Origin of the sequence: Sphingobacterium siyangense (assembly GCF_023277505.1) — a bacterium.
GTDB classification, from domain to species: Bacteria; Bacteroidota; Bacteroidia; order Sphingobacteriales; family Sphingobacteriaceae; genus Sphingobacterium; species Sphingobacterium siyangense.
On the sequence record NZ_CP080574.1, the window covers coordinates 1,131,684 to 1,157,150 of the forward strand.

A 25,467-nucleotide genomic window follows, 5' to 3' on the forward strand; every position below is an offset into this window, starting at 1 on the left:
GCTTATTCGTCTCTCAATGTCTTTACGGGATTACTATTGGCAGCTTTTATGGCTTGTGTACTTACTGTAAAGAAAGCTACGAATAAGGCGGAAATTCCTGCTAGTGCAAAAAACCACCATTGTATTTCAATCCGATAAGAAAAGTCCTGTAGCCATTTGTTCATTGCCCACCAAGCTATTGGCGAAGCAATTAGAATGGAAATAATGACAAGCTTAACAAAATCTTTCGATAACATTGCGGTAATTCCAGTTACCGAAGCGCCGAGTACCTTACGAATGCCAATTTCTTTGGTCTTTAATTCAGCAATATAAGAAGCAAGACCAAATAGCCCCAGGCAAGAGATGAAAATAGCCAATCCTGAAAAAATGAATGCGAGTTGAGCTGTCTGTTGCTGATCTTTGAATTTAGCTGCAAATTTCTGATCCACAAACTGGTACTCGAAGGGGTAGGCCGGATTGAACTTTTTAATAATTTCCTCAATTTGCTTTAGGTTCATTTCCATCGCTCTGTTTGGACTGGTGCGTATAACCATATTCAACATCCAATTTTTTGAAGGATAAATCAGTAAGGGGGTTATTGGACTATAAGGTGACCCCGTAATATAATCATTGATTACACCAACGATAGTATAAGTTTTATCGCCCCATTTGAGATAGCTTCCTATTGGATTTTCCAGTTTCATTTCTTTGACAGCAGCTTCATTAACTAGTACAGAAGCACTATCTCCCGGTAGCCTGCCATAATCGATGTCTCGACCAGCAATGAGCTTTAATCCAAGAGTTTTAACAAGGTCACTTTCAGTGCGTCCAAGTTCAAAACCCATTTTCTTTGCTTGTTCTGGGTTAGCTCCAGGCCATAGGAAACTACCTCCGGAACTGGCTCCATTTTTAGTAATTGACCAGCCCGTACGAGTAACAGCTTCGGCAATGTTAGCAGTGATCAGCTCCGACTTAATAGCCTCATAATTCTTTTCCATACCGCCTTCAATGGGTACTTCGATAAGTTGTGAATTTTCATAGCCTATTTCACGCTGGCTGGCATATTCTATTTGCTTGCGTACGATAATGGTTGCTATAATCAGTATAATAGCAATACCAAATTGAAATACAACCAGTAATTCTCGAAAATTCAGGGAAAACTTGTTTGTCCGTCCAAATATTTTGAGCGATTTTATCGGTTTAAAAGAAGAGAGCACGAAAGCAGGGTATAGTCCTGCAAGTATCCCTGTAAGGAAAATAAAACCAATCAGGGAAAACCAGATCGATGAATCTGAAAATGAAAAGATTAATGCTTTATCTAAAACCTGGTTAAATAGTGGAAGAGTCAGTATTGTCAATACGATAGCACATGTACCTGAAATAAAGGTTAACAATAAAGATTCGGAAAGAAATTGTATGATTAAATGGAAGCGTTGGGCTCCTACAACTTTTCTTACTGCAACTTCTTTTGCTCTTTTTTGGCTGCGGGCTGTACTGAGGTTGATAAAATTGATACAGGCGATCAATAATATTAATAAACCTATTCCCGCCACCAATTTAACTTGATCTATTTTTCCGCCAACAGCAATACCCTGCTCAAATTTTGAATACAGATGCATTTTGGACATTGGATAGAGGAACATGGAGCCTTTTATTTCATGGTTTGTTTTTTTGTTGATTATATTATTTAGCTTTTTATTAAAAAGATCAACATCGGTTCCTTCTTTTAGCTTGATATAAGTATAGAAAGTGTTTGAACCCCAGCCAGATGAATAGGTTTCGGCTTTTTCTAAAGGTATCAGATAGGTAAAGTCGAAACTTGTGTTACTGGGGAGATCCTGCATAATTGCCGATACCCTATACAGTTCTTTATTGTCGAGAAGAATCGTTTTATCTATTGGATCAGTTTTGCCAAATATGTTGTTAGCAAGACTTTCCGTCAGGACGATATCTTTTGTATCTTTTAGAGCCTTCTTGCTATTCCCTTTAAGAAGTTTGAAATCAAATAATTCAATAAATGCTGGATCGACTTCATTTCCCTTGGATTTAATCTTCTTATCGCCAAAAGACATCAGGGCGGTACTGCTCCAATACATCCGCGCAGCGCGTTCAACCTCGGGGTAATCTGCTAGCAGAGCCTGACATGCCGGTGCCGAAGTGATATCGTTTACGTAGATTTTTTGCTGATCTTCATATTTGTTCCAAAGTTTATATATGCTTTCCTTATTGCTGTAAAAATTGTCGAATTGCAATTGATTTTTTATCCATATACCGATGATCAGTACTGCTGCCAATCCGATAGAGAGTCCAATAATATTAATCGCAGAGTACCCCTTGCTTTTCCATAGGTTCCGCCATGCTATTTTGATGTAATTTTTAAGCATATCTGTCGTATTAGGTATCGATAAATAGAAAAAACTTGAATTTTAAAGGTCCAGCTTGTTATTTATCAGGTGTCTTTATTTTTATTAGCTACTAAAACAATTACTCATCTCTTAAACTATCAACCGGGTTTAGAATCGCAGCCTTTATGGTTTGAAAACTAATGGTGATAAATGATACCAATAATGCACTTATCGCCGCCACAATAAATACCCACCAGTCTAGCGTGATGTGGTAAGCAAAATTCTCTACCCATCGGTGCATGGCATACCAGCCTAAGGGTACACTGATCAATACAGCACACAGGACCAGGGCCATAAAGTCAACACTCAATATGTTGACAATCTTGATCGTTGAAGCACCTAATACTTTACGGATACCAATCTCTTTAAAGCGTTGTTGCACAGCATACGCTGATAGTGCAAATAGTCCCATACAGGCGATAGCAATTGTAATGATGGAAAATAACTGCATTACCCGTGTTGTTTGCTGATCTTTGAGATATAACTTGTTATAATCATCATTGAGAAAGTGATATTCAAAACTGTTTTTTGAATCAATATCTTTTATAACAGCTTTGATCTGCGCAAGAACATCTTTTACCGGCGACGTCGGATTGAGTCGAATGAAAATATTGCCGAAATAATCATATTCTGGAAAAAGTACAATTGGTTTGACTTCGTTGTGTAATGATGCAAAGTTAAAACTCGCCACAACTTGTTTGATACTGCCCTTACGTCCGTTCAAATTGATTTTCTTTCCAATAGCCTGTTCAGGAGTAAAACCCATGGCGGATGCCGCAAGTGTATTCACTACAAACCCATATTCTGGTGAAATAGTGTCTTGCGCGCGCAAAATGTCCGCATCTGACAACGGTGCGCCGGCGACAGATGGAATATGAAAAACGGATACGAAATCTTTTTCAATCGGAATTGCAGTGACATCCATATCAAAATCATTGGGTTGGCCTTCGACCTCCCTAATGCTGTAGCCTCCTTGGATATTGACAGGATTGTCATACGAAGCAGTAACGCCCTGGACACTATTGAGCTGCATTAGCTTTTCTTTTAATAGCTGCCTTTCTTTATCTTGCCATCCTCGGCCATCAATGACCAGCATATCAGAGCGATCCAATCCAGTGTTTTTAGACTGGATAAAATCCATCTGTCTACCCGCAAATAAGGTGCAGATAATAAAAAATATAGAGATACTGAATTGAAAAGTAACGAGCACCTTGCTTAATGATATACCATGTCGTTTTTCAGTTAGTTTCCGCTTAAAAATGGAAATAGGTTTTGAACTAGCAATTGAATAGGCAGGCCAGCCACCCGACAGAAGCGTCAACAAGGCTATGAAAACAAGTAAAATCGTATAAAACCGAGGGTCTGTCCATACGGTTAATTTCATTTCGGTACCCATAAATGAACTGAATACGGGTAACAAAAGTACTGTAGTCAGAAGACTAAAAGCAACGGCTAGAAAAACCATGAGGCTACATTCAAAAAAGAACTGAAAGAATATCGTTTTCTTTGCTGCACCCAGAACTTTCTTGACACCGATTTCTTTCTTGCGTTCAAGCGCATGCGCTAATACCAAATTTGTAAAATTGATGCAGGTTAAAATAATAAGCGCAGCACCTAACGCCAGTAAAATATAGATATAAGTAATGTTTCCTGTACCTGCTGCTTTGGAGTGAAGATGGATATCGGTCAGCTTTTCTAGGATAAATCGAAATTGATAGCCCTGTTTTGTTGCTTCGGCGAATTTTGATTTTGTCATTTGGTCCAATTTCTGTTGGATCGAACCGAACTGATCTTTGTTTTTGAGGAGCGCTATAGTTATATCATTTGCAGATGACCAAGCCATTTCTTTGTAGCGTTCTAATCCTTTATTGGAAAGGAGTGCAGAGAAGTTCAACTGTGTATTTGTGGGCAGGTCTGCAATGATACCTGTGATTTTCCAGTTGACTTTGTCAATGGATAGTGTCTGACCGATGGCCGACTGATTGGGGAAATATTTCGCCGCGAGCTTTTTTGTTAAGACAATCTGATTTGGTTCTGCTAAGGCTGATCGTGAATCACCTTCGAGAAAGGTATAACCTAAAGTTTTAAAAACATTTTGGTCAGCATAAAGTAGGCCTTTTTCAGTTATTAGTGCCTCTTTGGATTCTATTTTACCGCCTTTGGAATAGCTGTAGAATCTGGTTGCCTGTTCTACATCCGGAAATTCAGCTTGTAAAGCAGGAGCTAAACCTGTTGGTGTTACCGCAGAATTTACTTCTTCCGTGCTATTGGGTGCTTTATAAGTGAGGCTAATATAAGCTAGACGGTCTGCATTGGGAAGGAAACGCTCATAACTGGATTCATGATAGATGTACGCTGCCAACAATAGAAAACATGTTATTCCGATGCTGAGGCCAAACATATTTAAAAGAGAAAAACCTTTGTTTTTTCTGATATTCCGCCAAGCAATTTTAAAATAGTTCTTTAACATGGTTATGAGCATTTAGACTGTTAATTAGGCTATATTCTTGTCACTTAGCTCGCTTTAGTAGAAGGCTCCGTTATTCGAAAAATAGCAAAGCCAAGTAGTTCAATTCGTTTGCCATAAATATAATGTATTGATTTTTAAGTTTTTGGTGTGTTTTTATGGTGGTTTTAAATGTTCGGAAACGGACAGTATAGTGTCCGTCCCCGAACAAATTGGTCTTATTCGCTTCTTAAGGTTTTTACAGGATTTGCTAATGTTGCTTTAATCGCTTGGTAACTAACGGTTAATAAGGTGATGATTAGCGCGGTTAAGCCTGTGATAGCAAAGACCGTCCATGTAATTGATATGCGGTAGACATAGTCTTCGAGCCATGATTCCATGAGGAGATAGGCTAAAGGGGCTGCGACTAAAAAGCCAATGCCTGTGAGCCAAATGTATTCTGTGGAAAGTAGCCGCCACAAGCCAAGTTCTGACGCACCCAATACTTTACGAATGCCGATTTCTTTTTCTCGTTGCTCCGTAAGAAAGGAAACCAGCGCGTAGAGACCAAGACATGAAATGAGTATGGCCAACCCTGTAAATAAACTGGTCAAGCTCTTGATCATTTCCATCTGTTGAAACTCTTTGGCATATTCCTGATCCGTAAATGTATAATCAAAAATAAGATCAGGGTCTATGCGATTGAACGCTGTGGAAATCGCTTTTAGGTTTTGTTTGAGGTCTTGATTTTCATCCAGTTGAAGCGTTATTTTATTCTTTGGTAAAAATTTTAGAAAATAAGCCGTCGGTGTAATGGATTTGAAAGGAGATTCGGAAAGCGTATTTTGAATAATACCCAAGATGTGGTAATTGATACCGGCACGTGAAAGCTGTTTGCTGTTTAGATCGGTAACCCCCATAAATTTGGCCGCCGCTTCGTTCAGAATAACAGCAGTTGAATCTGTTTTGAAATCTTTTGAGAAATTGCGTCCTTTTATAAAATTCCACTGTACAGTATTCGCGAAGTTTTCATCTACGGTGAAGATCCCCATGATCGCACCGTCTTTGGAATCATTACCTTGCCAATTAAAGCCACCACCTGTTAAGGATAGGTGGTTCACAAAGTTGGAAGAAAGGGCGGCATCTGCCACAAGGCGCTGACCGATCAGCTCTTTTCGAAGTACATCAAAGTTTTTGACGATAGTTGAATTGGATGAAGTAATGTTTATCAAATTTGAACTTTTATAACCTATTGGACGATCCTTTGTGTAATGCAGTTGCTGAATCACCAGATAAGTGGATATCATCAGAAAAATAGAAATAGCAAATTGCACGATGACCATTGCCTTTCTACTTCTTGATCCGCCTTTTCGGCTGTTGATTTTACCTTTAAGGGCAAGAATAGGATTAAATGCCGATAAAAATAACGCCGGGTACATGCCTGCTAAAAGACCTATAACGCCTATTCCTACTAAGGAGTAGCCATAGAAACGAATATCGGTAAAAGGGATATGCAGTGTCGTATGTGTAATCGTTTTGACCCAAGGCAAAAGCAATGTCGCGAATAGAACAGCTAACAAAAATGCGCAGGCTACTGCGAGGATGGATTCCACAAGAAAGCCAGCAATAAGCTGCCGGCGATTGACGCCAACAGATTTTAAAACCCCGATTTCTTTTCCTCTTTTTAAGCTTCTCGCCGTACTCAGGTTAATAAAATTGATACTGGCCAATAAAATGATGAATACGCTTATCCAAACAAACATCCATACATATTGAATCTGTCCGCCTACGTTCTTTCCATTCTTGAACGAATCATATAAATGCCATTTGGACATCGGATGTAACAGGATCTCAGGTTTTATATCCGTCAGTTTTTTGTTGATGATATTGGTTAGTTTATTTTCCAAAGCGGGAACAAAGGCATCATTGTCGATTTTGGCGAAAGTGCTGAAATAGCAGCTGGACCAGCTTTCTTCAATACCTTGGTCTTTTGCAAGATAATCGACAAAGGGCAATACATAATCTAAGCCATAAAAAGTGTTGTTGTCAGGAATATCTTTATAAACACCTTGAACAGTATACTGTTCTTTGCCATTCAATTGAATTGTTTTCCCGATGATCTCTACCTTATCGAACAGTCGTTTTGCTAAGGATTCTGAAATTATGATGGTCGATGGATTGCTCGGTGTGGTACTATTTCCTTGTACAGATTCGAGAGAAAATAATTCGGCAAATTTTCCCATGGCGTAAAACCCCGGTGCATTAAGCTTCTTATCACCTACCTTAAGATTATTGCTTTCCATATTCGTGATCAGTGCTGCATCTTGCATTTCATTTTTGAAATCAGACGCGATCGTTTTGACCAAAGGAATAGGGGTGGAGCGATCAGTAGATTTCTCATCATTGAAAGTCCCGGTCATCATGACCTGATAAATATGTTGATAATTGCTGTAATGCTTATCAAAAGAAAATTGTTTCAGTACCCATAATGTACTTATCAGGGCAACAGTAAACCCCAATGCTAATCCCAAAATATTTATTGTTGTGTTTAAGGGACTGCGCTTCAAATTTCTCAGCGCTGTTTTTAGGAATAATCGAATCATTTTATGCTGTTGTTTTGGTTCTCAAATATAAACTATTCATCGTGCAAACTTTTTACAGGATTGGCGTATGCCGCTTTGATGGACTGGAAACTCACCGTAAATAATGCAATAGCAATGGTTATCCCCGCCGCATATAGAAATATGGTAAATGGGAGAGTCGTTCTGAAAGCAAAACCATCGAGCCAATTTGTGCTGAAATATACAGCGATTGGTACTGCGATGACATTGGCTAAAATGACTAAGAGTAAAAATTCCTTGTTTAATAATTGTATAATACCGAATACCGTTGCGCCAAGGACCTTTCTGATACCAATTTCTTTGGTCCTAACCTGTGCGGTGTAGGTGCATAGTCCTAAGAGTCCTAAGCAGGAGATGACGATGGCAATCAGGGCAAAAAAATTGAATAAGGAGCCTTGTTTCTGCTCATTCGTATATTGCTTTTGATAGCTTTCGTCCAGGAAGCTGTAATTCATCGGCATATCATCATAATAACTTTTCCAGATCTGTTGCAAGGAGTTTAATGCGGATTTTGTACCAGAAGTTGTTGTTTTAAGGTATAGCTGCCAGCAATCTTTTGGGCTATATTGAAAGACCATAGGCTCAATCTTTTGTCTGGCGCTCGCATAATTAAAGTCTTTTACAACCCCAATAATAGTTCCCGGAACTGTTCGAATGCGTAAACGTACGCCAATCGGATCTTTTAAACCCATTTCCCGCGCTGCCGATTCATTGATAATGAAATGGGTTGAATCGGCTATGGAGCCTGTGAAATTACGACCTTGCGTAAGTTTTATCTTAAAAAAGTCGAGCGCCGATTGATCGGAATATGTCATATTGAACCAAAGATTGGATTTGCTTGGCTTTCCTTCCCAATCGTTGTCCCCAGTTGAAGCACCACCATAAACCATGTCGCGGCCAAGACGAATAACATCATCAATATCCTTATTTTTTAGAAGTTCGGTTTTGACAGCATCAAAATGTTTGGACATTTTTGGCGCCATAGTAACGGAAATAATATGATCCTTTTCGTAGCCTAAATTTTGATGTTTTATAAAATCCAATTGACGGCCAATAACAATTGTTAAGGTGATAAGAATTATAGAAACAGTGAATTGCAGGACAACCAGTATTTTTCGTGCACTGGAATTTTTTATGGTAAATCGACCCTTCAATACCTTAATTGGATCAAACTTCGATAAAAGCAGGGCAGGGTATACACTAGTAAGTACTAGTGTTCCCAAAAGCATAATCAGTACGCTTATCCATAACGTAGGATTAAAGAGCTGTAGCGAAATCTGCTTCCCTGAGAAATTATTAAATAGGGGGAGACCAATAAATACGAAGGCAAGTGCCAATGTTGATGCAATGACAAATAGTATGGTTGTTTCCAATATAAATTGGAAAAAAAGTTCCTTTCTACCTGCGCCGATAACTTTACGTATCCCCACTTCTTTGGCGCGCGACAACGACCGTGCAGTAGAAAGATTGATATAGTTAATACTTGCTATTACAAGAATCATAATCGCTACACCTATAAAAACTCGAACATTGTCAATTCCTGCATCACCCCCATCCATTTGGTAGAGATGCACCTTTGCGAGTGCTTGTGTAACGTAGGGGACAGGGGCATCCTCAGGTTTGTTCCTTTCGTGTATCGCCTGAAGCTTTTTTGAAACTGTAGCAAGATTTGCATCAGGCCTCAGCAGCAGATAGGTTTCGAATGAAAAATTGGACCAATCTTCATCCATGGAAGATAGAAAGGTCTTATTATCATAGGTCGTTTTATTTTTGATGTAGGCTTGCTCATTAAATCTCGAAATGGGAAGCAGAACCTGAAATTGAAAAGTAGAGTTTTCAGGATAATCAGCAATGACACCTGATACAACACAAAGGTCCTCGATACCTAATGTTACGGTTTTTCCAATTGGATTTTCATCACCGAAATACCGACGTGCCGTGCGCTGGGTGATTACAATGGAATTGTTGTCAGGGAAGGGTTGTTTTGAATTTCCCTGTAGTAGCGGAAAATCGAAAACCGTAAAATAACTGGGGTCTACAAACGCAAAATTCTTTTCGTTAAATCTCTTCTCTTTATGTTTAAGTGCAGCATCTCCAATTTTGAAAATACGTACTGCATCTTGGACTTCAGGAATTTCCTTTTTTGCAAAATTTCCTACGGGAGCAATGATGGATCCAAAGATTCGTTTTGATATCCCCGTTCCCCCTTCTATTCCAATTTTGTAAATGGAGCGCTGATGTTTATGGAATCGGTCAAAGGACAGCTCATCTTGTATCCATAGCAATAGGAATATCCCCACAACCATTCCTGCTGTTAATCCTAAAATATTAATGGCACTGTAGAATTTATTAGAAAAAATACTTCGCCATGCGGTTTTGATGAAGTTCTTTATCATTGTTATGGGGGTTTAAGTTCTTAATACATGTTATGAATACACATAAGCCTATCTCTTTTACTCGCTGATTTACTCATCCCTTAGACTATTGATCGGGTTTGCTTTTGCTGCAAAGACACTTTTGGTTGATAGTACAAGACTTGCAAAGGCAATCAACCCTACGGCTGACAGCCCAAAAATCCAGGGACTTATTGTGGTTCGGTAAACAAAGTCGTTCAGCCAGCTATGCATAAAATAATAAGCAATTGGAAAAGCTACCAGACAGGCTATTGCAACCAGTGATAGCAAATTCCGAAGCAGTAAAAATGTGATCTGGAAAACAGAAGCCCCCAATACTTTGCGAATTCCAATTTCCTTTGTGCGCTGATTTGCCGTAAATATGGCAAGTCCAAATAAGCCTAATCCAGCAATTAGCACAGAGAGTCCTACTGCCCAAGAAAGGAGCTTAGACAGCTGCTTCTCTTGCGTATAGAAGTTCTGGATGACCTCATCTACAAACCGTAGGTCCAATTCATCATCAGGGAACACCGATTTGTAGCTTGATGTTATTTTATCAATGGCGTTTTTCCAGTTTTCAGGATGCGATTGATCCAAGGCAATATGGAGTACATATCCTTCTTTACTGCCTGTATAAAGAACTGGTTTAACCCCTTGTCGCGCTGAAGACAAATCAAAATCCTCCATTACACCAACGATGATGTTCTGTCCATTTTCGAAGGTTTTACCAATGGCATCCTGCGGGTTTTTGATATGCAGTAGTTCAAGTCCTTTTCTATTGATCAACATTTCACTTGTTGAATCCAATAAACGGATATTTCTTCCCGCTAAAAGCGGAATCTGATAGACATCTAAATAGTTTTCATCACCCGATCGGCTATCAAAAGTCAAGGATTCCTTATTTGGCGATTGATCGTAAGCGATTGCGGTAGTCATCCAGCCATTCATTGCAGGAGCGATATTCCCAAAACTTATGGCCTTGATATCTTTTAGCTTTTTGAGTTCATTTTTAAGAACTACACCTTTTGCCGAATTTTGGAAAGCTCCAGGAATATAGAGATTGACAATAGCATCTTTCTGGAAGCCCATATCTTTATGAGTAACATAATTTATTTGGCGAACGACGATAAGCACGCAGATCAGGAAAGCCTGGGCCATGACAAACTGGAAGATGGTCAGTGCTTTGCGTATCCATGCACTTCGGGAAAGATTCGTGTTCTTTCCGAGCTGGTTTTTGAGCGCTAGCACCGGAGCATATCCTGTCAGTACCCAGGCAGGGTAAAATCCGGCTAGTAAGGTTACTAAGATCAATTGTCCAAATAGAAAGAAAACAATAACGCTTTTGTCCAGGCCTTCCATGCTTAGGTTTTTCGGAATAAATCCTTCAAAGACATGTAAGAACAATGGCAATAATAAGACCGCAAGTACTGTTGCGGTCAAAGTTATCAGAAAAGTTTCGATCAAAAACTGTTTGATCAATGTAGTTTTAGAACTACCCAACGTCTTACGAATACCCACTTCTTTGGCTCTTTCGATGGATTGCGCCGTGGATAGGTTGATAAAATTTACGGCCCCCAGGGCTAAGAGGAAAACTGCAAGTAAAATAAGGTTGCGTAGTGCTTCCGGATGGGTGGCGTCATAATTAAATCTTGTATCAAAATGTACATCCGCCAATGCTTGTAATTCAAGCTTATCGTTAATTTTCTCCCCTTCTTTGTATTTATATTTTTTAAGGAGATTCGCGATATTACGCGCTATTAAAAGAGGGTTACTTTGCGCTTTTGTTTTGATGAGCACCTGATGTGAATCCGATATGCTGTTCCAAGCTTCCCACGTATACATGTTTTTTAGATTGTTATCCTGAGGGATCGTCGACTCAGCGATGAAGCTTTCAAAATTGAAATCCGAATTATGCTGCGGATTTTCAATTACACCAGCGACCTGAAGTGGGATACTATCTGCATAGATGATGGTTTTGCCAATCACATTTGCAGGCAGTTCTTTTCCATAAAATTTTTCTAATGTTTTCTCTGTAAGGATAATATTTCCGGATGAATTCAAAGCTTTAGCGCTTCCAGCCAACAATTTTGAAGGGAAAATATCGAAATATTGGCTGTTCGTGAATACCATCTTCTGTTCTTTCGGGAAAGTCTGGAATTTGTCTGTTGCCAGAGAAACTTTTAGCTTTTGGACATGGCTTCGATAAATCGGGACTACAGCCTCCAAGTTGGGTAACTCTGCTTGCATGGTGCGTACCAACGGTACGTAGACGCCGGCATTTTTGAACTCTCCGTTATTGACAACACGATAGACCTGTTGTTGATTGGGAACATGTTTGTCAAAACTGTAGTCGTATTGGATCATCAGGAAAATAACCAGCGTCGCGGTAATACCAATCGCGAGACTCGTGATATTGATGAACGTGATCAACTTATGTTTTTTAAAAAAACGATAGGCTGTTTTAAGTGAATTTACAATCATTGTTATTTCGTTTTTTGTTAATCCTCCAATTTGATATACTCGTGTTGCTATTCGTCCCGTAAGCTATTGACAGGATTTTGGATAGCCGCCTTGATCGATTGAAAACTAATGGTCAGTACAGCCGCAAATAATGCAAGCCCAGCGCCTAAAATAAAAGGAGTTGCCGTAAGATCGATGCGGTAGTAAAAATCTTCCAGCCACTTGCTACACGTCCACCAGGTCAATGGTGCGGCAATTAGGATACTGATTAAAATGAGCTGTACGAAGTTCTTAGCCAATAAATGAAAGATACTTGGAATACTTGCACCCAAAACTTTACGGATACCGATCTCTTTGCTGCGTTGGAAAGCCGCAAGGGTAATCAGCCCAAAGAGACCCAAACAACCGATTAAAACAGCAACAATTGTACTCACGTTAATTAATTTGGCCAGATTTTGCTCTTTTTGATAAAGAGAAGCGATCGTTTCATCGTAGAATTTTATTTCTATCGGGAGTTCCGGAAAAAACTGTGTATATACTTTATTGATCGCTTGGATACTGGTTTTCCATTCTTTGCTGTTTCCCGATAGTTTTATATTGAAGGTATAAGCACCGCGACTAAAACTGCGCAAAGCCAAAGGTGTGATCTCTTTATAGAATTCCTGGGCATGAAAATCTTTAATAACGCCAACGATCGGGAAGGTACTGTCCTCTTGACCAATTGACTTCCCGATGGCATCTTGAGGGGAATTGAAACCGAATGCCTTGACAGCAGATTCATTGATGATATAGGCATTGACAGTATCTGATTGTGGTAGGTTATTTCCCGCGATTAGCTTCATGTCATATACAGCTATATAATTCGGATCTGCATTTTTAAAGAAAATATCGGATGAAATTTTCTCTTTTAAGGTAGGGTCTTGTCGATGAAACCAAGAGGAGGAGTAATTGTTTGTCAAAGGCTTGCTGCCAATTGAGGCTGCCGAAACACCTTTTATTTTTTGGATCTCATGTAGGAGTGTTTGTTTCTTACTTTGATCCAGTTTTTCCTCATAAAATTTGTTGATGAGCTTGGAAGGTAGATCGAAAGTAACAACAGCATCTTTGTCGAATCCCATATCTTTGTTGAGGGTATAGGAGAGTTGCTGGCCGACAATGAGTGCTGAAACCGTAAAGAATTGAGCAATAAAGAACTGGAATACAATCAACGTTTTCCGAAGGTTGATTTGTGTTTTTCCGATTTGGAACTGCTTGCCGGCACGAAATAAGTTGACAGGCTGTACCTTTTTAATTAACCAAGAAGGATATGCCGAGGAAATTAAAGTCGTTACGGTCAGTAAAATTGCGATAAACAGCATTGATGTCGTCGAATTGGTAAAATCCTTTACTTTTTCCGGAATCATTTCCTGGAAATATAAAAACGCTAGTTTGGTCAGAAAGATGGAGATAACAAGTGCAATGGCAATTGTAAATAAAGATTCAAAAATAATTTGGCTAACCAATTTTCCCTGGCTACTTCCCAATGTTTTACGGACACCGATATCTTTACTCCGTGCTGGAATTTGTGCCGTACTAAGATTGATATAGTTGATACAGGCCAAAAGCATCAGAAAAGTAGCTACGGCAATTAACCCATAAATAACGGTTTTACTTGTTCTTTCGGCGTACCATTCTTTTATATGGACTGCAAAATGGGAATCTTTTAGGGGCATGACAACAACCTTACGGTTGTTGTCAAACTTCGATTTTCTTTCCTGGCTGAATTCCTGCCATTTTTTTTGTCCGATTTTATTGATAGCAGCCTGGATTGGAAGGTCTTTTACACCATCTTTTAATCGGATATAGAGTCTGTCGGAACCATTGGTATTCGTCCAGACATTGAGTGGATAAACTTCCTCTTTAAGCAGTACGAACTCTGTACCATTGAACTCTGTATTGAAGCCGAGGTCGTCAACAATTCCGGCGATCGTTTTGGGGATACTGTCGTTGTAAAAGATGGTTTTGCCAATTAAGCCCTGTACAGCCTGGTTTGGGAAATAAATGGCAGCCCTTTTTTTTGTCAGTACAATGTCGTTGGCAGTTGAAAATGCTTTCTCAGGTGAACCTGCTAACCATTTGTAGCCAACGAGCTTGAAGTAGTCGCTGGTGGTCTCCGTCACATTGCCTTCAGCCTCATCAAAGTCCTCGACAAGTTTTTGATTTTTTTGTCCCTTGTTGATTGTGACAGATTCCATTTGATAATTTCTGAATGCTGGAGCGACCAGTTCCACGCCCGGAATTTCTTTTCGAATGGCCTGATAAAACGGCTTGGCCAATCCCCCATTGTAATTATCCTTGCCATCATTTTTAAACTGAGAAATGATCCGATAGGTTCGATCAAGCTGAGGAACTCCAGTTTCAAAACTATACTCATAATTGACAATCTTAAATATGACCCAACATGACGTAATGCCGATGGCTAGTCCAATAATATTTAATAGGGAGAATAGTTTATTCTTCCAAAGTTGTCGAATTGCCGATTTTAATAGGAGGTTGTTCATAGCTGGAGTATCGTGATGGGATTAAATTATATTGTTATTCGTCTCTTAAACTATCTACAGGATTTGCCTTGGCAGCCTTGAGTGTTTGAAAACTCACCGTTACTAATGCGATAATGATTGTAGCAAAACCAGCAAAGACAAACATCCACCATTGTGGTTCAATGTGATACGCAAAGTTGTCAAGCCATTTTTTCATCGCCATCCAAGATAGTGGTGTCGCGATGAGAAGCGCTACAGCCAATAACTTGATGAAGTCGGAAGAGAGCAGGAGGATTAAATTATAGATGGATGCACCGAGAACTTTCCGTACGCCGATTTCTTTGGTCCGCTGTTGGGCTGTATACGTAACAAGTCCCAATAAACCTAAACAGGCAATAAAAAGTGCCAGGCCGGAGAAGGCTGTAAAAAGTCTTCTAAAATTAAAATCCGCTTCATATTGTCGATTGAAATTGTCGTCAAGAAAGCTATATAAAAATGGACGGTTTGGTACAAGTTCATTCCACAGCTTGCCGATTCTGGCAACGGTCTCAGGCTGGTTTACATGTTGGATATTTAAGGTTAAATAGCGGCTGCTGCTTGGTTCAAGTCGCAAAGCTAAAGGCTCAATCTTACGGTGTAAAGAAAGGTAATTGAAATCTTTCACCACACCGATAACCGTTCCTTCTCTTCCCCATTGACGAAATTGTTTGCCAATAATATCTTGTGGATTTGAATAGCCCCATTGTTTTGCGGCAGATTCATTGATAACAAGTGAATGGGCCGTATCTGCTGGGAAATCTCTGGAATAGGCACGCCCTGCGGCCATTTGCAGACCAATATTAGGAATAAAGTCAACATCGACTTCATATAAGAAAGGAGCAAATTGACTCATTGTTCCGTTTGCTGACATGATTTCTGTTCCTGCATTTGGAAAAAATGTTCCCGGTACCGTACGTGATGCCGTGACAGACAAAACATCTTTATCTTTTGCTAGTGTAGATTTTATCGCTTCAAGGTTATTGTTTACCTTATCATCGAAATTATAATCTATCACAAGCCGTTGATCTTTTTGAAATCCAAGATCTCGGTGCTGTAATTGATCTAGTTGAGAAAAGACGACGACTGTACCTGCAATGAGCGCAATAGAAAGGCAAAATTGGAAAACAACTAATACGCGTCGTAATAATGTACCCCCTTTGCCGTTGCTATAACTTCCTTTAAGTACTGCAATCGGTTTGAAATTTGCTAGAATCAACGCGGGATAGCTGGCAGCAAGAAGTCCTGTAAAAATGGTAGTGAATAGGAATATTGCCCAGGTCGTCCCATTTTTCAGGGATGAATAATTGAGGTGTTTGCCCGAGAATGCTTCCAAAAAAGGGAGAAAGGCCATAACGAGCAGTATCGCCAAAATACTACTGACGAATACAAGAACCAATGATTCAGACATAAACTGAAAGATCAGATTGCTTTTGCTTGCTCCTATGGTTTTTCGTACGCCGACTTCCTTTGCTCTTTCCATTGACCTTGATGTAGCCAGATTCATAAAGTTCACACAGGCGATCAGTAAGATGAATCCGCCAATAATGCTGAATATGTATAAATTCTGATAGCTTCCATTGGTACCGGGTTGACGATCCGCAGACGAGTGCATGTAAGCTTGCAGAAGTGGCTCGATATGGAAATTGTATTTTGCATTTGGGTTTTCATTTGTTGGGAGATGCCGCTTGAGAAACTCCGGTATTTTCTGGTCGAACTTTACAGGATCAAAGTCTTTTGAAGCGAGAAAGTACGTGTAGAAGTCTACATAATCCCAGCCTTCTTTATTAAATACGTCTGGCCGTGCTTTTCGGAATGTACTCATCGAGAGCAATGCGTCGAACGTAAAATGTGAATTAGGGGGGACATCGGCCATTACTGCCGTTACAGTATATAGACCTGCGTCAGCACGACCAGCAGCTAAACCTCCCTCAAGCGTCTTGCCAATGGGATTTTGATCTCCGAAATATTTCTTAGCGGTACTTTCTGTTAATACGACAGAATAGGCGTTCTTTAAGGCTGTATGCGGATCGCCGGCCAAAACCTTCCAACTGAAGACATCAAATGCAGTAGAGTCCATGAAAAATACATTTTCCTCCTGGAATCTTTTATCGCCTTGTTTGAGCAGGATAGATGTTTGCCCTGAAAATTGAACGACCTTTTCGATTTCAGGGAAATCTGCTTTGATGGCTTCACCGATTGGACCATTGCCCCAGATTTGATGCTGCTCTGTGCTGCTTACATCTTTATAGTCATGGACGATGCGGTAAATTCGATCTTTATTCACATGATATTTGTCGTATGACAATTCATTTTGTACATAAATTGCTATCAATAGACAACAGGCTAATCCTATTGCCAAGCCAATTATGTTTATGGTTGAATACCCTTTATTTTTGGAGATATTGCGCCAGGCTATTTTTATATAGTTCTTGATCATCGCTTTATTCTTTAGTTTTAGTGTATCAATATGTTTAATCCACTTTTACTGTATTTTTCTTATTATTCGTCTCTTAAACTATCTACGGGATTGGATAAAGCTGCCCGAACAGCCTGATAGCTGACGGTGAAAATGGCGATCAGCAAGGCCAAGATACCACCGAAGACAAATGTTTGCACCTCTAGATCTGTTTTATAGGCAAAATTGCTTAACCATTGTTTCATCAGGTAAACTGCAATAGGGCAGGCAATCAGAATGGAAATGGAGACGAGTATCACGAAATTTTTCCCCAATAGCCGGACGACTCCAAAGGTGCTAGCGCCAAGAACTTTACGGATGCCAATTTCCTTTACACGCATTTGCGCTTCGTGAGTTGCCAACGCAAACAGACCTAAAGCAGATATAAAAATGGCGATGCCAGCGAAAATATTGAACAACAAACCTGTGCGCTGCTCGGATTTATATAGACTATCAAATTGCTGATCAATGAAAGTATATTTGAAAGGGGCGTCTGATGGATAGCGGTTATAGATCTTTTCTAAAACTTTAATGGCCTCAGGGGCTTTTGTCGTACTCGTTTTAACATAAAGTGTGCCCGATCCCCAGCGCGTCCAGAAGACCATTGGGCCTATTTTATCTTTGATGGATTTGAAGTGGAAGTCTTTCACAACACCGATAATTTGTCCAGGGAAATCGTGGAAACTCATATTGGATCCCACGTACGGCGGTTTTAATCCCATCTGTTTCGCCAAAGTCTCGTTGATGATATAGCCGGACGAATCAACCGGCATTCCGCTAAAGTTTTTTCCTTCCAGGAATTGCATGTTCATCAAAGGAATAAAATCCTTATCGATGGTCGCTTGAGCAACAATGAGTTTGTTGTCTTTGGACTTGCCGGGCCAATCGATATCGCCCGTGGCATTTCCAAAATCGGTCATGTTGTATAAACTTGATAGGGAAACCCCTTGTATCGCCTCATTGCTTTTTAGTTCAGCACGTATCGCGTCCATATGTTTGTAAGCCTCCTCAGGAAGACCAAGTGTTAATACATGATCTCTATCATACCCCAAATTGATCTTTTGGATAAAGTCCAATTGCTTTTTAATAATCAGCGTACATACAATTAGCGTTACGGAGAGTGTAAACTGGAAAACCACCAATATTTTACGCATGGTATTCGAGGAAACACCTTTTATTGATTTTCCTTTTAACGAATGAATGGGATTGAACGAGGAAAGCTGTATCGCAGGATATATACTGGACAGTCCCAATGTGCCTATAATTGCTGCCCCAATATACAGCCATATCGTCGTGTTATGGAAAGATAGACTGATTGATTTTTGTGCGATCTGATTATATCCGGTATGAAGGATCACGATAAGGATGAAAGCGATCAGTAGTGAACAAAGAAATACAACAACAGTTTCGGTGATAAATTGTAGGAATAAATGGAGACGGTTGGCGCCGATTATTTTACGGATACCAACATCTTTCGCCCGATCCAATGCTCTTGCAGTACTTAGATTGACATAATTTACCGCACCGATCACCAGGAGCAATATCGCAATGATCCCAAAAATCTGAACCATGCGAAGTGTCGATTTATTTCCGTCAGGAGCGATTAAATGCATGGTTTTGAGTGGATCTAAAACAAATATAGTCGAGTTTTCACCGTCGCGGGCTTTGGTATAAGTGTCTGTGACCGATTTTCCGATAAGTGCTGCAGAAGCATGAGGTTTGACTTTAATATACGTTGAAAAACTATAGTTGCCCATATCTTCATCTATTGTTTTCCATTTACCGTTACCGCCCCAGTTTGTAAACCGCTGTGCATGATACCCCAGTGGGATAACGACATCGAATTGCATCGAGGAGTTTTGTGGAATATCGTTTAGGATACCTGCTACGGTGAAGAGATCTTTCTGATAACGGAAAGTTTTTCCAATGGCTTTTTGCGTACTAAAAAGTTTTTCAGCAGTTGATGGGGTGATAAGTGCCTGTTTATAATTTTCCTGAAAACCTGCAAGCGAGCCCTCTTTCAAGGGGAAATGAAACATCTTGAAAAAATTACCATCGACATAATAGATGTTCATATCAGTTACCGGACGTTTCAGTTTGTCATTGACCAACGTGGTATTGTAATCCTGTGAAACACGCGTTGCGTAATCTACCTCTGGTACATTTTGGGCATAGTTTCCTATAGGCCCGGGGGATGTCCCCCATATCGAACCGTTGTGCTCGGGATCCAAATGAGAATTGACTTTGTAGATCTGTTCAAAGTCTGGGTGGAATTTATCAAAGCTCTTTTCGTCCTGTACCCAGAAAATAATTAATATGGAGGCAGTAAGGCTGACCGACAGACCTAATATATTGATCGCGGTATAGAATTTTCTTTTCCTTAATTCTCTAATTGCGGTTATTAAATAGTTCTTTATCATGGTGATAGGCTTTCTTTGATTAATTTTGTTTTTTTGTCACTCCTTGTGGCGCTTTATTCAAAACAAGGATTGTGATGGGATCATGACTGATTCCCATCATTCTCCTTGATCACTATTGAGCTTCTTTACTATTTTATTCATCTCTTAAACTATTTACTGGGTTTGCACGCGCTGCTTTTATGGATTGGTAGCTCATCGTAAAAAATGCAATAAGTAGGGTTGCGGCTGCCGGAATGATAAACATCCACCAGGATAGATCTATTTTATAAGCAAAATCATTCAACCATTTGTGCATCGCCCACCAAGCAATTGGGGTAGCGATCAAAATAGAAATGAGTATAAGTTTGATATAATCTTTTGATAATAATCCAATAATCCCCAGTACCGTACTTCCCAACACTTTTCGAATACCAATTTCTTTTGTACGCTGTACCGTCGTGATGGTAACCAGGCCGATCAATCCCAGGCAGCTGATGAGAATTGTCGTCGATGTAAATAGATTGATGATCTTCGAGAATTTTAGATCACTGCTATAAAGTTCTTTGATTTGCTGATCATAGAAATCATATTTGAATGGCGCTTTTGGATAATATTTTTGCCATTCTTTTTCAATCTGTTTTAATGTTTCGGGCCAGGTAGCTGAATTATTATTGAGTTTGACACTTAGTCTGTTTAATTCCCATTTTTTAATGGAACTCAGCATAACGACAGGCTGAATGGCTGCATGGAGATTTTTTGTGTGAAAATTGTCGGTTACCCCCACAATCTGACGCTGTTTGTCGGTATACGTAACAAAGCTCCCTACAGCATTTTCAGCAGATTTAAAACCTAATTTTTGAACGCTGGCTAAGTTTAACACGATGCCTGTGCTGGTATCGGCCAATTGCAGCGGGCGGCCAGCAAGCATTTTAAAATTATAGAGCTTAAAGTTATCTTGGTCGACAAATTTCATTTGTACATCGGCTTGTACCTGTCCCGTATCACTTTTGGCAAACAAGGCATTTCCCCAATGGTCGTTACTCATGGGCAGATGCCCCAAGGAAGCCTGCTCTACACCTGCGATGTGCTTAATCGCTTGTTTGAAAACAAAAGGATCAACATTACTGTCCTGATAGCTTTTACTCGGGAAACGTAGGGTAATGATCGCATCCTTATCGAAGCCGTAGTTATTCTGTAGTGCATGTTTCAATTGTAGACCAATGATGCAAGTTGAAATAACAAATAGCTGGGCAATCAAAAATTGAAAAACAATGAGCATTTTTCGAAAAGAAAGATTGCCAAATTTGAGCGTTTGCGCATTCGAGATTTTAATGACTTCAACAATCTTGACTTTGTTTGTCAATAAAATCGGATAACCTGAGGAAATTAAGGTAATCGTAATTGTAAGTGTTGCTAAAAATAGCGATACACCCCAGGGATCTGGATATAGCTTGAGCTGATCGGGAATATATGCTGCTAAAACTGTTTGAATGAGAATAAGTAAAGGCCAAGATAAAAGCACCGAAAAAGCCGTAATGCAGAATGTTTCTAGCAGAAAGGACTTTGTAATTCTTTTCTGGCTTTCTCCCAATGTCTTTCTGATACCAATTTCCTTGGCGCGTTGTGGAATTTGGGCTGTAGCGAGATTGATGTAATTGACACAGGCGAGTAAGAGCAAAAATATACCTATGCCGATAAGACCGTACATTATTTTCTGATCAACATTATTTTGCGCGTAAGAAGTAAAATGTAAGTCTTTTAAAGGAACTGTATTTACATGCATTTTAAATCCAAACTTGTCAAATTCAGCATGTGTCATCTCATACGCCTTTTTGTCGGCTGTCTTTATGAGGTTAGGAAGGGAAGCCGATGATTTTACCTTAATAAAGAGCTGCCAATTGGAATTTGAATTGTTCCAGTTTGTGCTATTCCATTCCTGTTCTGGAATCCGGATAAATTCTTTACCCAAAAAGCTGCTTGGATGCGCTAGATCTTTTACAATACCGGCGACATTGTACAATGTACTATCATAGGATAAGGTCTGTCCTATGATTTGGTCTATTGACGTGTTTGGGAAATACAATTTAGCCCGCGATTCTGTCAGGATGACTTCATGGCTATTTTTTAGTATATTCCTTTGGTCGCCAGCTAACCAAACATAAGGTGTCATTTTGAAATAGTCTCCCGTGGTACCGATGATTTCGGGCTGATCTTCAAACTCTATTTTCTGCGCTCCGCGATTATTACTGACACGCTCGAAGTATTGTTTAAAGATGGGTACTGTCAGTTCAACATTGACAAAGTTTTCCTTGATATATGCCGGTAATGGTGCGGGAACACCATCGAAATGATCCAATTTATCCCTTTCCTCATAGGAGGTATGGACCTTGTAAATCTGCTCACTTTCCGGATGATGCTGATCAAAACTAAATTCATAATTGACGATACGGAAAATTAGCCAACAGGCACTTATTCCGATGGCAAGCCCAAATACATTTAAAAATGTGAAAAGGCGGTTGCGCCATAATTGTCTGAAAATTAATTTAATCGTGCTCATCATCTATAGGTTATTAGGATTAATATCTTGGTTATATATGAGTTGTCTTATACCGAAGTTGTTTCCATAATCACTTGTCCGTCTAGCATGCGGATTACACGGTCAGAGAATTTTGCATCGTGCTCACTGTGTGTTACCATGACGATGGTTGTGCCGGCCTCGTTCAATTCAGTCAGGAGTTGCATAACTTCGTTGCCGTTATTGGAATCGAGGTTACCCGTAGGCTCATCGGCAAGGATCAGTTTGGGATTATTGACAACCGCACGAGCGACAGCCACACGTTGCTGTTGACCTCCGGAAAGCTGTTGTGGGAAGTGATTGCGACGGTGCATGATCTGCACTTTTTCCAAAACTTCTTCTACACGTTTTTTGCGTTCTGCTGCTGGAACATTGGTATAAACCAGTGGAAGTTCCACGTTTTCAAATACGGTCAGCTCATCGATCAAATTGAAGCTCTGGAACACAAAACCAATGTTATGTTTGCGAAGATCTGAGCGACCGCGTTCTTTGAATTTGGCAACTTCAATCTCGTTGAATAGATAGCTTCCTTCATCCAAATCATCCAATAGACCAATGATATTGAGTAAAGTCGATTTCCCACAGCCCGAAGGCCCCATTACAGCAACAAACTCTCCCTCTTTGACATGGATATTGAGGTTGTTTAATGCGACGGTTTCAACTTCTTCTGTGCGGTAATACTTTTGAAGATTTGTGATTTTGATCATATTTTTTGTGCTCATGGTTTTTATGTTTTGTATCCTTGGCGAAATTGCTTTGGACAGTTACTATTTCTGTTATTAAATTCTTTTTTAGTGTTTATTGATCTCTTAAAGTCTTTGTCGGATTGGCTATCGCTGCTTTAAATGCCTGTGAACTGATGGTCAATAGGGCAATGATAATAGCTGTCAGACCACTGATGATAAAAATGGTCCAGGAAATATCGATATGATGTGCATAATTAGTTAGCCATTTGCTCATGATCATCCACGCAATAGGAAAGGCAATGATACATGATATTGCTACAAGAATGACAAATTCACGGTTGAGCATTTGGATAAGTCCCGAAACAGAGGCGCCCAAGACTTTACGAATGCTGATCTCTTTTGCGCGTTGCTCTGTTGCAAAGGCGGCTAAACCAAATAGACCTAAGCAGGATATAATGATAGACATCAGTGCAAATACACTGGATAGTTGCTGTACAAAAAGCTCCGCTTTAAACTTATTATTGAAACTATCATCTAAAAATTTATAGTCAAAAGGGAAGCCTGGGTTATTTTTGACGATGACCTTCTCGATTTGTTGAATGGCATCTGGTAAATCTACTCCAGCCTTTGTCTTGATGGTCATAATCCCATTATCTCTATTCATTGGTAGAAACAGCATCGGCTCAGGATCGGCATACACATTGTTATAAACGAAGTTCTTGACGACACCGGCGATGGTAAACTTTGCCTCACCGTAGCTGATGATGTTACCGGCCACAAGGCCATCTTTTTTGATCAGTTTTGCAAATGCTTCGTTGATGACAACCGATGTGCTGTCGCCTACAAAATTTTGATGAAAATTTCTACCGTCAAAAAGTTTTAAGTCTAAAGCTGGAATAAGGCCCTCATCAGAACGTAACATACCAATCAAAATACTGGCATTTGGATCTTTTCCCTCCCAGCTAAAACCGGACGTATTGGAGTTGATATTGAGGATACTCATGTCACTGACACCGACTTCTTGCACAACTCCAGTTGCTAATAATTGATTTTTAATGAGTGGCAGATGTTTGGCCATATCGCCTTGTAGCGCTGTAGTCAACACCTGACTCTTATCAAAACCGAGATCTCTGTTCTTGTTGTGCTGAATCTGTTGGTAGATGATAATGGTACAGATAATTAAAACAACTGAGGCTGTATATTGCAGGATGACCAACCCTTTACGGACGAGACTTCCACTACCGGCCTTCTGTTTCGCCCCTTTGATCGTTGAAAGCGGCTTGAATGCCGAAAGGAAAAATGCGGGATAGCTACCTGCAAATAATCCACATGCTAATGTTATTGTCGTTAAAAATAGCAGGTGTGAGGGGGCTAAAAGATTAACCTGAAGATCCTGGCCTATCATGGTGTTGAACGGCCTGATGAAGATATAGATTAGTAATATAGCAACAAGAGAGGAAATAATTGCCAAAACAAGGGATTCTCCCAAGAATTGCACAATGAGCGATTTGCGACTTGCACCAACCACTTTGCGCATCCCAACTTCTTTTGCTCTTTTTTCAGATCTTGCAGTTGCAAGATTCATGAAATTGATACAGGCGATCAGCAAGACAACCCATGCAATGAAGGTAAATAAACGGATATTTTTAATGCCACCTTCTTTTTCAATACCACTGTTATCAAACTGATTGTAGGTAATCCAACGTTCCATTGGATAGAGGAAATTCTGTGAAAAAGTGACTTCACCATTGGTCTTGTGTTTGACGAAATCCATCATCTGCTTGTTAATCTGATCGACGTTGGCATTCTCTTCGACCTGAACTAGGGTTTGAACACTATTGTTCCCCCAATTTTTTAGAAAATCCTGACCTGCTTCAAATTTTTTGAAAGGGATGAGCCATTGAAAATCATAGCTGCTATTTTTGGGGAGGTCCTTGATTACCCCCGCAATAATAAATGGCTCACTATTGTTTGTTTTGACGGTTTTTCCCAAGGCAGGACGGTTGCCAAATAATTTCTTCGCTGCAGTTTCTGATAATACAATGTTATTGACCTGATCAAAGGCAGTCTTTCGATCCCCTTCAAGAAATGCAAGGGATAGCACATCAGCGATGCTTCCATCGGCATATACACCATTTTGAAATATATTATTGTCTCCGACGGAAAACAGCATTGGCGAATTCCAGCTTATGCGTACTGCATGCTTGATGCCTGGGATTTCTTTCGCTATGCTTTGGGCAAAGGGTCCTGGGGTAGATTCAAATACATAGGTGGCTCCATCGTATGTCTGTTTTGATTTGACAATGTAGATATCCTTTTTGTTGGCGAAATTATCGTTGAAGCTCAACTGATTTTCAACCCATAAAAAAATCAACGATGCCGCAGCAATCCCGACCGCCAGTCCAAAAATATTGAGAAAGCTGTAACCTTTGGTTTTCCAAAGGTTACGAAGTGCGGTTTTAATAAAGTTTTTAATCATCGTATATCTTG

Annotated in this window: 11 protein-coding genes; all 11 read right to left on the reverse strand. The window is 39.8% G+C overall.

The window, feature by feature from the left end:
• Positions 1-2 precede the first annotated feature (2 nt).
• The 11 genes from K2F45_RS04650 to K2F45_RS04700 all read right to left on the reverse strand — a co-directional run bounded on the left by K2F45_RS04650 (position 3) and on the right by K2F45_RS04700 (position 25,456).
• Positions 3-2,363 carry an ABC transporter permease gene (locus tag K2F45_RS04650; protein WP_075991159.1) on the reverse strand — a complete coding sequence of 787 codons (2,361 nt, stop codon included), beginning with the start codon at positions 2,361-2,363 and terminating at the stop codon, positions 3-5.
• Positions 2,364-2,463: 100 nt separating this feature from the next.
• Entirely contained in the window at positions 2,464-4,854 is a 2,391-nt protein-coding gene (locus K2F45_RS04655) for an ABC transporter permease (RefSeq protein WP_075991160.1), read from the reverse strand.
• A gap of 215 nt (positions 4,855-5,069) precedes the next feature.
• Entirely contained in the window at positions 5,070-7,433 is a 2,364-nt protein-coding gene (locus K2F45_RS04660; RefSeq protein ID WP_248933037.1) for an FtsX-like permease family protein, read from the reverse strand.
• A 32-nt stretch (positions 7,434-7,465) separates the two neighbouring features.
• The gene (locus K2F45_RS04665; protein WP_075991162.1) at positions 7,466-9,847 is read right to left on the reverse strand and encodes an ABC transporter permease; all 2,382 of its coding nucleotides are present in this window, start codon (positions 9,845-9,847) and stop codon (positions 7,466-7,468) included.
• A gap of 69 nt (positions 9,848-9,916) precedes the next feature.
• Positions 9,917-12,325: an ABC transporter permease gene (locus K2F45_RS04670; protein ID WP_075991163.1), complete on the reverse strand. Its 2,409-nt coding sequence runs from the start codon at positions 12,323-12,325 to the stop codon at positions 9,917-9,919.
• Positions 12,326-12,372: 47 nt separating this feature from the next.
• Positions 12,373-14,844, reverse strand: coding sequence for an ABC transporter permease (locus K2F45_RS04675; RefSeq protein WP_075991164.1), 2,472 nt, complete (start codon positions 14,842-14,844; stop codon positions 12,373-12,375).
• 34 nt (positions 14,845-14,878) lie between these two features.
• Complete coding sequence (locus K2F45_RS04680) at positions 14,879-17,299, reverse strand: ABC transporter permease (RefSeq protein ID WP_075991165.1); 2,421 nt, start codon at positions 17,297-17,299, stop codon at positions 14,879-14,881.
• 62 nt (positions 17,300-17,361) lie between these two features.
• Complete coding sequence (locus K2F45_RS04685; RefSeq protein ID WP_075991166.1) at positions 17,362-19,737, reverse strand: ABC transporter permease; 2,376 nt, start codon at positions 19,735-19,737, stop codon at positions 17,362-17,364.
• Between the two features lie 133 nt (positions 19,738-19,870).
• A complete protein-coding gene (locus K2F45_RS04690; RefSeq protein ID WP_083663489.1) occupies positions 19,871-22,276 on the reverse strand; it encodes an ABC transporter permease in 2,406 nt (801 codons plus the stop codon).
• A 44-nt stretch (positions 22,277-22,320) separates the two neighbouring features.
• Entirely contained in the window at positions 22,321-22,998 is a 678-nt protein-coding gene (locus K2F45_RS04695) for an ABC transporter ATP-binding protein (protein WP_046672289.1), read from the reverse strand.
• Positions 22,999-23,089: 91 nt separating this feature from the next.
• On the reverse strand, positions 23,090-25,456 hold the full coding sequence (locus K2F45_RS04700; RefSeq protein WP_075991168.1) for an ABC transporter permease: 2,367 nt from the start codon (positions 25,454-25,456) through the stop codon (positions 23,090-23,092).
• Positions 25,457-25,467: the final 11 nt, after the last annotated feature.

Coding starts and splice junctions, on each gene's coding strand:
- K2F45_RS04650 (WP_075991159.1), bottom strand. CDS start 2,363: ATGCTTAAAAATTACATCAAAATAGCATGGCGGAACCTATGGAAAAGC.
- K2F45_RS04655 (WP_075991160.1), bottom strand. CDS start 4,854: ATGTTAAAGAACTATTTTAAAATTGCTTGGCGGAATATCAGAAAAAAC.
- K2F45_RS04660 (WP_248933037.1), bottom strand. CDS start 7,433: ATGATTCGATTATTCCTAAAAACAGCGCTGAGAAATTTGAAGCGCAGT.
- K2F45_RS04665 (WP_075991162.1), bottom strand. CDS start 9,847: ATGATAAAGAACTTCATCAAAACCGCATGGCGAAGTATTTTTTCTAAT.
- K2F45_RS04670 (WP_075991163.1), bottom strand. CDS start 12,325: ATGATTGTAAATTCACTTAAAACAGCCTATCGTTTTTTTAAAAAACAT.
- K2F45_RS04675 (WP_075991164.1), bottom strand. CDS start 14,844: ATGAACAACCTCCTATTAAAATCGGCAATTCGACAACTTTGGAAGAAT.
- K2F45_RS04680 (WP_075991165.1), bottom strand. CDS start 17,299: ATGATCAAGAACTATATAAAAATAGCCTGGCGCAATATCTCCAAAAAT.
- K2F45_RS04685 (WP_075991166.1), bottom strand. CDS start 19,737: ATGATAAAGAACTATTTAATAACCGCAATTAGAGAATTAAGGAAAAGA.
- K2F45_RS04690 (WP_083663489.1), bottom strand. CDS start 22,276: ATGATGAGCACGATTAAATTAATTTTCAGACAATTATGGCGCAACCGC.
- K2F45_RS04695 (WP_046672289.1), bottom strand. CDS start 22,998: ATGATCAAAATCACAAATCTTCAAAAGTATTACCGCACAGAAGAAGTT.
- K2F45_RS04700 (WP_075991168.1), bottom strand. CDS start 25,456: ATGATTAAAAACTTTATTAAAACCGCACTTCGTAACCTTTGGAAAACC.